Source organism: Actinomadura sp. CNU-125 (assembly GCF_001942465.1).
GTDB lineage: Bacteria > Actinomycetota > Actinomycetes > Streptosporangiales > Streptosporangiaceae > Spirillospora.
Window position 1 is genome coordinate 1 of record NZ_MKJY01000251.1, and the last position, 8,153, is coordinate 8,153.

Annotated in this window: 10 protein-coding genes and 1 pseudogene; 8 read left to right on the plus strand and 3 right to left on the minus strand. The window is 73.8% G+C overall.

Annotated elements, in window-relative coordinates:
• The 6 genes and pseudogenes from BJF79_RS26835 to BJF79_RS26860 form a co-directional block, all read left to right on the plus strand.
• On the plus strand, positions 1-962 hold a 962-nt coding region (locus tag BJF79_RS26835), incomplete at its 5' end, for a MinD/ParA family protein (protein ID WP_316043443.1).
• Complete coding sequence (locus tag BJF79_RS26840) at positions 959-1,267, plus strand: hypothetical protein (protein ID WP_075901501.1); 309 nt, start codon at positions 959-961, stop codon at positions 1,265-1,267. The genes BJF79_RS26835 and BJF79_RS26840, both read left to right, overlap by 4 nt.
• Entirely contained in the window at positions 1,267-2,205 is a 939-nt protein-coding gene (locus tag BJF79_RS26845; RefSeq protein WP_083733968.1) for a DUF6177 family protein, read from the plus strand. Before BJF79_RS26840 ends, BJF79_RS26845 begins: the two co-directional genes overlap by 1 nt.
• A gap of 132 nt (positions 2,206-2,337) precedes the next feature.
• Positions 2,338-3,144: pseudogene (locus BJF79_RS67335) on the plus strand (serine/threonine-protein kinase); the annotation flags it as partial.
• A gap of 172 nt (positions 3,145-3,316) precedes the next feature.
• Positions 3,317-4,063 carry a hypothetical protein gene (locus BJF79_RS61790; RefSeq protein ID WP_075901503.1) on the plus strand — a complete coding sequence of 249 codons (747 nt, stop codon included), beginning with the start codon at positions 3,317-3,319 and terminating at the stop codon, positions 4,061-4,063.
• Between the two features lie 10 nt (positions 4,064-4,073).
• Positions 4,074-4,823: a hypothetical protein gene (locus BJF79_RS26860; protein ID WP_075901505.1), complete on the plus strand. Its 750-nt coding sequence runs from the start codon at positions 4,074-4,076 to the stop codon at positions 4,821-4,823.
• A gap of 24 nt (positions 4,824-4,847) precedes the next feature.
• Here the strand turns inward: BJF79_RS26860 and BJF79_RS26865 are convergent, their stop codons facing one another.
• Genes BJF79_RS26865 through BJF79_RS26875 form a run of 3 tightly spaced genes read right to left on the minus strand, consistent with a single transcriptional unit; the run spans position 4,848 to position 6,690 of the window.
• Positions 4,848-5,579 (minus strand): hypothetical protein, encoded by a 732-nt coding sequence (locus BJF79_RS26865; protein ID WP_075901507.1) that lies wholly within the window; start codon positions 5,577-5,579, stop codon positions 4,848-4,850.
• Positions 5,576-5,911 (minus strand): PadR family transcriptional regulator, encoded by a 336-nt coding sequence (locus tag BJF79_RS26870; RefSeq protein WP_075901513.1) that lies wholly within the window; start codon positions 5,909-5,911, stop codon positions 5,576-5,578. Before BJF79_RS26870 ends, BJF79_RS26865 begins: the two co-directional genes overlap by 4 nt.
• Positions 5,912-5,949: 38 nt before the next feature.
• A complete protein-coding gene (locus BJF79_RS26875) occupies positions 5,950-6,690 on the minus strand; it encodes a CPBP family intramembrane glutamic endopeptidase (RefSeq protein WP_075901509.1) in 741 nt (246 codons plus the stop codon).
• A gap of 197 nt (positions 6,691-6,887) precedes the next feature.
• Here BJF79_RS26875 and BJF79_RS53795 point away from each other — a divergent pair, with 197 nt between their 5' ends.
• Both BJF79_RS53795 and BJF79_RS26880 read left to right on the plus strand, forming a co-directional pair.
• Positions 6,888-7,070: a hypothetical protein gene (locus BJF79_RS53795; protein ID WP_143220190.1), complete on the plus strand. Its 183-nt coding sequence runs from the start codon at positions 6,888-6,890 to the stop codon at positions 7,068-7,070.
• Between the two features lie 203 nt (positions 7,071-7,273).
• Positions 7,274-8,153: serine/threonine-protein kinase (locus tag BJF79_RS26880; protein WP_262402633.1), on the plus strand; the 880-nt coding region annotated here is incomplete at its 3' end.

The following is an 8,153-nucleotide window of genomic DNA, read 5'->3' on the forward strand; positions in this document are numbered from 1 at the left end:
CGGCGAACGGCTCCCCGGCCGTCCCCGCCCGGGCACCGGACGGACGGCACGGCACCGCGGGCCTGCCGCTCGGTGCGGCGGACGGTGTCCGCGCGGCGGGGACCGCACGGCGAGCGGGCCGCGCGGCGGCTCGGCCGGACGGTCCGCAGGGCCGTGGGCGCATCGGCGTCCGGACGGGCGCGCGACGCGGCGGGCGACGCCGCCCGCTCGGCGTCCCGGTGCCGTCGTGCCGCCGGATCGTCGTGACGAGCATCCGCGGCGGCGCGGGCAAGTCGACCGTCGCCGCGCTCGTCGCGGCGATCGTCCAGCGCCACCGCGACGACCGGGTCGTCGCGATCGACGCCGCTCCGGGCCTCGGTTCGCTGCCGCTGCGCCTGGACACTCCCGGACGCGGCTCGATCCGGCACCTGGCCGCCGGCAGACCGGGTTCGTGGAACGAGCTCGCCGGGCACCTCGCGCGGACGCCCGCGGGCCTGTTCGTCGTCCCCGCAGGTCAGGGGTCCGTCGCCGACGAACTGGAGCACGACACGTTCCAGCGCGGGACGGGACGGCTCAACCGCCACTTCGCCGCCGTGATCATCGACTGCGGCAGCGGCCTCGACACCGAACTGCACCGCGGCATACTCGCGGGCGCCCATTCCCAGGTGTTCGTCGCACCCGCCACCGTGGACGGTGCACTCAGCGCGCGCGCCGCCCTGCAATGGTTCGGCGCCAACGGCTTCGAGCACGTCCTCTCCCGCACGGTCGTCGCCCTGGTGGCACACAAGCCCAAAACCGACATGGACTTGGGACGGGCCGGGGAAGAACTGCACTCGCACGGCCTTCCCGTGGCGCACGTCCCGTTCGACCGGCACCTGGCGGCGAGCGGAGCGATAGTCCCCGACCGGATCGGCGCCTCAGCACACTCGGCGATCGTGGAGGTCGCCTGCGCCGCCTTCGAGCGTTCCCTGGACGCCGCATGAGCCGCGAACTGATCGTCCTGTCTCCGCGCAAGCCCGACGTGGACGCCGTCCAAGTCCCGGGCCTCGACGTCAGGGACGCCTACGTGTTCGACGCCCAGGACCAATTGCTCGTCCGCATCGACACCCCGATCTTGGTACCGGTCCCAGGTGAGGTGGAACGCCTCCTAGGCGTTTCGGCGAGCGTCCCCGTCTGGTGGACGGAGCTCCACGCCGCCGCCGACTCGCCCCGAGCCGTCGATGCGGCACGCCACTGCGCGGACGAACTCGCGGCCCAGCACGACGGCACGGTGTGGAGCAACCGGTGATGCAGACAGTAGGCGGAGCCGACGTCCTCACCGATGAGGCGATGGTCGTCCTGTGCGACCGTCCGCTCGTCCCGTTGAGCAACGCGATCTCCGGATACCTGCACGAGTGCGAAGCGACGGGCCGCACCCTGCAGATCGTCACGCCGTCCGACAGCCGCATCACGATTCCCCTGTCCACGTCCGGCGCGCAGTGGATCGTGCACGACGACGGCTACTACGAGGGCCTGACGGGACGTCCGATGCGCTGGGACGGCACCGCGTTCACGCCCGTCCCCGACGCCCGCGATTACGCCCCCGCCTACCGGACGCCGCTCGCCGCGCCGATCGGCCCGACGCTCGTCCTCACCCTCAAGGCGTCCCACGCGCCCGACGACCCACTGGGCGCCCACCTCCACCACCTCATGCGCCTGTTCACCGGACGGCCGCCCGCGGGCTGGGGCACGTCCGAACCGCTGCGGCACGCGTGGGACGCCGCGGAACTGACCTCCCACGTCCACACCGCCCCGGACACGCGTCTCGTCGCCGTCGGCGCCGGCGACCGCCCGTCCATCGCGACCCTGGACTTCGCGCCGCTCGACGCACCGTCCTCGGGCGTGGCCGAGACGACGACGCTCACCATCGGCTACGGGCCGAACGAGACCGTCCCCGTCGACGACGTTCCGTCCCTCATCGGCGAACTGCCGGACGAGGCGCCCCCCACGACCGTCCTGGCCCACATCGCCCCCGGACGCCCGGACCTCGCCCTCGAACCCCGCTGGGCCGGCCCGTCCGCCCCCATCGGCCTCGCCGCCCACGGCTCCTTCACCGGCCCGCCCGGCTTCGCCCGCCGCCCCTTGGGGCCCCTCACCTGGTTCCAGCTGGGCGGCGGCCGATCCGCCGACTACTGGCAGCGCCACAAGTCGCTGCTCGCCTTCCTCCGGACGTCCGGCCACGACTGAACGCCCCCGTCCGCACATTCGGACACCCGAAAACACCGATTCCGCACATCCCGCCATGACTCGGAGAACACCTCTCGGTAAAGTCTCTGCCGCTTTCCGGCGGACGGGACGCGCGATAGGGGGCATGTGCGGATGGAGCAAGGGGCGTGGTCGCCCGGAGCGGGAGCATTGGCTCCCGGCGATCCCGAGGTGATCGACGGTTACCGCGTCCTCGGGAAGCTGGGAGAGGGCGGGATGGGCGCCGTCTTCCTGGCGCTGAGCACCGCCGGGCAGAAGGTGGCCATCAAGGTCATCCGTCCGGAACTCGCGGGAACGGACTCTTTCCGCGCGCGCTTTGCGAGCGAAGTGACGAACGCGCGCCGCGTGGCGTCGTTCTGTACGGCGCGGGTCATCGAACACGGCGAGACGCAAGGGATGCCTTATCTCGTCACCGAATACATCGAGGGCCCCTCCCTCTCCGACTTCATCAAGGCCCACGGCGCCGTTCCGGCCGGACGGCTGCGCAGCATCGCCATCGGCGTCGCCACCGCTCTGACGGCGATCCACTCCGTGCGGCTCGTCCATCGCGATCTGAAGCCCGCGAACGTACTGCTCTCGGCCACCGGTCCCCGCGTCATCGACTTCGGGATCGCCCGCGCCATCGACGCCGCCGAACGCCACACGCGGACCGGCAACGTGGTCGGGAGCCCGGGCTGGGTGGCGCCCGAGCAGCTGTTCGACGGCCGCGTCGGCACGGCCGCCGACGTGTTCGCCTGGGGGACCCTCATCGCCTACGCGGCGACGGGACGGCATCCCTTCGGCACCGGGAACCTCGCGACGCTCGCCGCCCGCGCCCAGGAAGGGCTGCACGACCTGTCGGGCGTCCCCGGGGACCTGCTTCCGCTCGTCCGGGCGGCGCTGGCGCCGACGCCCGCGGGCAGGCCCACCGCGGACGCCGTCCTGCGGGACCTGGTCGGTACCGAGGACGCGCAGCGGGCGCGACCGACATCATCGGCCGCGAGTGGACGGCGCCGCGGTTCGCGGTGCCGGGCACCGGCACGAGCGCGCGCGAGGACACCCGCGAGGACACCCGTGCCGACGCACCGGCGAAGCCGCGGCGGCGCCGTCCGGCATGGCTCGGCGCCGCGATCACCGCGGGGCGACGGCCGTCCTGGTCGGCGGGGCGAGCATCGCGGTCCTCGCCGTCGACCGGGACGGGGAGGAGCCGTCTTCGGCGCCGGCCACGCCGCCCTCCGCCGCGCCGTCGCGGCCCCGCCCCGCGGTCTTCACCCGGATCTCCGATCCCTGCGGCCTCGTCCCCAGGGCCATGGCCGCCGAACTCGTGCCCAACGGGACGCACGCCCCGACGGAGAACGTGGCGGACGGCGTCTTCGGATCGAGCGGCGTCGGGACGGGATGCGGCTGGACGTCCGGCGACCAACCGGGCTCGGACGTGCAGAAGGCGCGCGACCTGGCGGTGGAGCTGGTCATCAGCCCGGAAGCGAACGGAGGCGCCGCGCGCACCGCGCGCGACTTCGCGGGTGGACGGTCCACGGTGCAGAGCCGGGCGAACACCACGGTCGGGGACGGCTCGTACGGGCCGCTGACATCGCTCGACGGCGTCGGAGACGAGGCATTCCTGGCGACGGTCCGAAGCAAGGCGGAGGACGGTGCCGTGTTCACGAGCGCCGCCGCGGGGATCCGTTACCGCAACGTCCTCATCGAGATCCGCTACGGCGGCGCCGACTACACGGCCGACGGCGAGCGCCCCTTGGACGACACGGGGATCCCGCCGGATCGGGTACGCGAGACGGCCGGACGGATCGCCGTCGCGGTCGTCGACGGGTTGAAGCGATGCCCGCAGTGCTACAACGAGTGACGGGGATGTCGTGACCGATACCGGAAAACGCCCCCGATGGCTCCTGTACGCGGCGACGGCGGCCGGGACCGCGCTCGTCACGACGGCCGTGGTCTTCGGCCTCGCGAGCCTCCGCGACCCGGGGACGGGACGGCACCCCACCGCCCCGGACGGCGCGGCCGCGTCCCCGACGGCCTCCGCGCCACCGGGGTCCGTCCCGTCCGCCGCGCACGCGGGAACCGGGCCGCTCGCCGCGTTGCCCGACCCTTGCGCCCTCGTCACCGCCGTGACGTTCGACGAACTGGCCCTGCGGGCGGAGGCGTCCGAGTCCGGCCGGGAGCGCCGGGCGTCGGACGGCGCCGACACCGCCTACTGCGCGTGGACGGGCGGGGACGGCGACGCGGGAGGCTCCGCGCGGCACCGATCCCTGCAGGTGTCCGCCGTCCTCCACGGCACCCGGAAAGAGGCGATCGACGCCATGGAGTTCGATCGCGGCCTCACGCGGAACCTCTCGGACGAGTCGCCGATGGGCTCCAGCACTTCCGAAAGCAAAACCGGCCCCTATCGGGAGGTTCCAGGCATCGGCGGGGAAGCCTTCGCCCAGAGCGGCGTCCAATCGGACTGGGCCTTCACCACCGTCTGGGCCCGTCACGAGAACGTCACGCTGAAGATCGTCCACGGGGCCGCCACGCGGCCCGGCGCGGCCGGGCGGGCCGTGCCGTCCATGGACGCGGCCGTTGAGCGGGCCGCCCGCCGGGCCGTCGCCGCGCTCGCCGCCTGAACCGCCGTTCCCCCCGGGTGCGGGTCAGGGGCGGCGGCGGAGTTTGATCACGGTGGAGGCGATGGCGACGAGGGCGGCGAGGGCGGCTCCGGCGAGGGCGCCGGTGAGGAAGCCGCCGCCGAAGCCGTCGCGGTCGTCGGCGTCGCCGAGGACGAGCCAGGCGGTCGCCGCGCCGACGAGGAGGAGCGTGTACGCGGCGAGGAACGCGTAGAAGCGACGGCTCCAGAACGTGCGGCGGGACGGGGCGGCGGGCGCGGCGGGGAGTTCGGCGTCCGGGCCGAGCGTGGCGGCCTTCGGGCGCTTGAAGTACTCGAAGCAGATCCAGGTGCCGCACGGTTCCCAGCCGTCCGGGGCGAGGCGGGCGGCGAGGGCGGTGCGGCGGCCGGGCAGGACGGTCTCGCGGCGGTAGTCCCAGCGCTGCGGGCGCTCGGGATCGCGGCGGCTGACGAAGCGGCCGGCGGAGTCGACGCGTTCGACCTCCCAGCCCTGGTCGCCGAAGCGGTCGAGCAGGCGCCGGTCCTGGAAGGCGTCGGCCGTCCAGCGCCACGTCTCGTCGGACGGACCGGGCTCGCCGCCGCCTCCGGACGGGTGCAGGACGGCGGCGAACTCGGCGGCGGGGCCGAACTCGTCCTCGGGGTCGGTGCCGGACTCGGCGACGTGCGCGGCGAGTTCGGCCACGGTGCCCGCCGCCGCGTCGGCGGAGACCCCGGCCGCGCGCAGCCGCGCGGCCAGGTCGTCGAAGTAGGCGGCGGTCATCGGGCCCCCCTGGCGAGGACGCCGCGCACCGACTCGTCGAACGCCAGCCACAGCTTCGACTGCTGGTCGAGCGTCGCGCGTCCCTCGCCGGTCAGGTGGTAGTAGCGGCGGCCGGGGCCGCGGTCGGCGACGCGGAACTCGGCGGAGACGAGTCCCGCCTCCTCCAGGCGGTTCAGCACCGGGTAGAGGGTGCCGCCCTTGATCTGCCCGAGCCCGGCCTCGGCGAGCCGTTTGGCGATCTCGTAGCCGTAGCTCTCACCGTCGGTGAGGCTGGCGAGGACCAGCAGGTCGAGGACGCCCTTGAGCCAGCTGGCGCGGCGGTCTGCGGCCATGGCGTTCATCTTCGTCGCAATCCAGGTAGTGATGCAACCTAGCCGGCCGCGGGCGCGGTGCGGCGGGCGGACAGGGACGGCAGGACGACGAGGGCCATGACGTCCACGATGACGTGCACGGCGATCGGGAGGACGAGGCTGCCGGTCGACAGGTACAGGTAGGTGAGGGAGAACCCGGCGACGGTGACGAGGAGCATGCCGCGCCGCCCCTGGTAGAGGTGGCCGAGGACGAAGAGGGCGAGGGCGAGGGCGGCGGCGGTCTCGACGCCGAGGCCGAGCACCCCGACGCCGAGGGCGATGAGCAGGCCGCGGTAGACGATCTCCTCGCAGACCCCGGCCGTCACCGCCATCGCGAGCGCCCAGCGGCGCTCGGCGGGGGTCCGCGGGTGCATGTCCGCCAGGGCCCGCCGCGCGGGGAGCGCGCGCTGCGCGGGAAGGCCGCCGCTCCTGCGGGTGAGCAGGGCGATGACGGCCACGACGAGGGTCGCGCCCGCGACCATCCCGAGGGTCGTGGACGGATCGGCGGGCAGGCGCAGGCCCAGGTCGGACGGGACGGCGCCGGGCGAGACGGCGAGGACGGCCAGGGCCGCGGCGGCGGACGCCCACGCGCAGGCGATCCAGACGCGGAACATCCGGGTGAGGGCGTTCGGGTCCCGGTCGCGGTCCCGCAGCATGCGCTCGTGGGAGCGCTTGCCGACGAGGCCCTCGGCCAGCACGTACCCGAGGAGCGGGACGGCCAGGGCGAGGCCCGCGGTCGAGAAGTCCGGCGATATCTGCATGACTGCCTCCGGTCGGTTCGGTTCAACGATCTAGACCGTACGGCAAGCTAGTTAGGAATACAACCTAGGTAGTCGAGACGAGGTCGTGAAGACGGGAGGCGGACTCCGGAATAGCTCGGAAGTTCTTGCAGTTAGAAGTAATGTCGCACGCCCGCAAAACGGGTATCAGGTCACATACCAGTCACCAGGAGGTCCTCGTGCCCAGCAGCATCCCCAGGCACCGGCCCAGCGCCGAACGCCGTCCGGTCAAGTCCACGTCCCTGCGCGCCCTCGCGGTCGCCGCGCGCCTCGAACGACACCACGCCCCGGAGGGTCCACCGGGCGATGAGCCCGGCCGGGCGGAGTCCCGCCCCGCGCGGCGGACGCCCGACCCGGCCTGAGCAGGCGACGGCCCCCGTGGGAGCACCCACGGGGGGGTTCGCTTTCCCCCGGGCGCCGAGCCGCACCGGAACGTCCGCCGGGACGCCCGCCGGGACGCCCGTCGGGGGCGGCCGGGGTCCTCGATCATCCGCTTCCCGGGCGACGTACCATCGTCTGCTCGTACTCTTTCCGACATGACCGGAACGACGGGGGAGCGAGTGGCGTGACGGACAGAACGATGCCGGACGCCCATCCGCTGCAATCGGGGGATCCGCGGCGGCTGGGCGGTTACGAGGTCCTCGGCCGACTCGGCGAGGGCGGGCAGGGCGCCGTCTTCCTGGGACGTCCCGAGGGCGCGACCGCCGCCACCGAGCATGTCGCCATCAAGCTCCTGCACGGTGGCCTCGCAGGTGACGGCTCGGCGCGCGCGCGGTTCGTCCGGGAGTTGGAGGTCGCGAAACGGGTCGCCCGATTCTGCACGGCCCAGGTCCTGGACGCGGACGTGCTGGGCGACCAGCCGTACATCATCAGCGAGTACGTGCCGGGTCTGTCCCTGCACCGGGTGGTGCGCGAGGAGGGTCCGCGCAAGGGCGGCGCGCTGGAGCGGCTCGCCATCAGCACGCTGACCGCGCTCACCGCGATCCACCAGGCCGGGATCGTCCACCGCGACTTCAAGCCGCACAACGTGATGATGGGGCCGGACGGTCCGCGCGTCATCGACTTCGGGGTGTCGCGCGCGCTCGGCGCGGCCGGGGAGACGCAGAACGTCGGGACGCCCGCCTACATGGCGCCCGAGAACTTCACCGGCGCCCAGGTCGGCCCGGCGGTGGACATGTTCGCGTGGGGCACCACGATGGTGTTCGCCGCGACGGGACGTCCGGCGTTCGGCAACGACGAACTGGCCCGCGTCATGCACCGGATCCTGACGGAGGAACCGGACCTCGGCGACCTGACGAGCCCCATCCGCGAACTGGTCGTCGCGTGCCTGGACAAGGACCCGGCGCGGCGGCCCACCGCGCGGGCGGCGCAGGAGCGGCTCGTCGGCGCGGGCCAGCGGGGCGCACCGGGCGCGGCCCCGCCGCCGCTCCCGGCCTTCCCCGGTC

Bases quoted from the DNA above. Each gene is read 5' to 3' on its own strand.
- BJF79_RS26840 (WP_075901501.1), top strand. From the start codon at position 959: ATGAGCCGCGAACTGATCGTCCTGTCTCCGCGCAAGCCCGACGTGGAC.
- BJF79_RS26845 (WP_083733968.1), top strand. From the start codon at position 1,267: ATGCAGACAGTAGGCGGAGCCGACGTCCTCACCGATGAGGCGATGGTC.
- BJF79_RS61790 (WP_075901503.1), top strand. From the start codon at position 3,317: ATGGCTCGGCGCCGCGATCACCGCGGGGCGACGGCCGTCCTGGTCGGC.
- BJF79_RS26865 (WP_075901507.1), bottom strand. From the start codon at position 5,579: ATGACCGCCGCCTACTTCGACGACCTGGCCGCGCGGCTGCGCGCGGCC.
- BJF79_RS26870 (WP_075901513.1), bottom strand. From the start codon at position 5,911: ATGGCCGCAGACCGCCGCGCCAGCTGGCTCAAGGGCGTCCTCGACCTG.
- BJF79_RS26875 (WP_075901509.1), bottom strand. From the start codon at position 6,690: ATGCAGATATCGCCGGACTTCTCGACCGCGGGCCTCGCCCTGGCCGTC.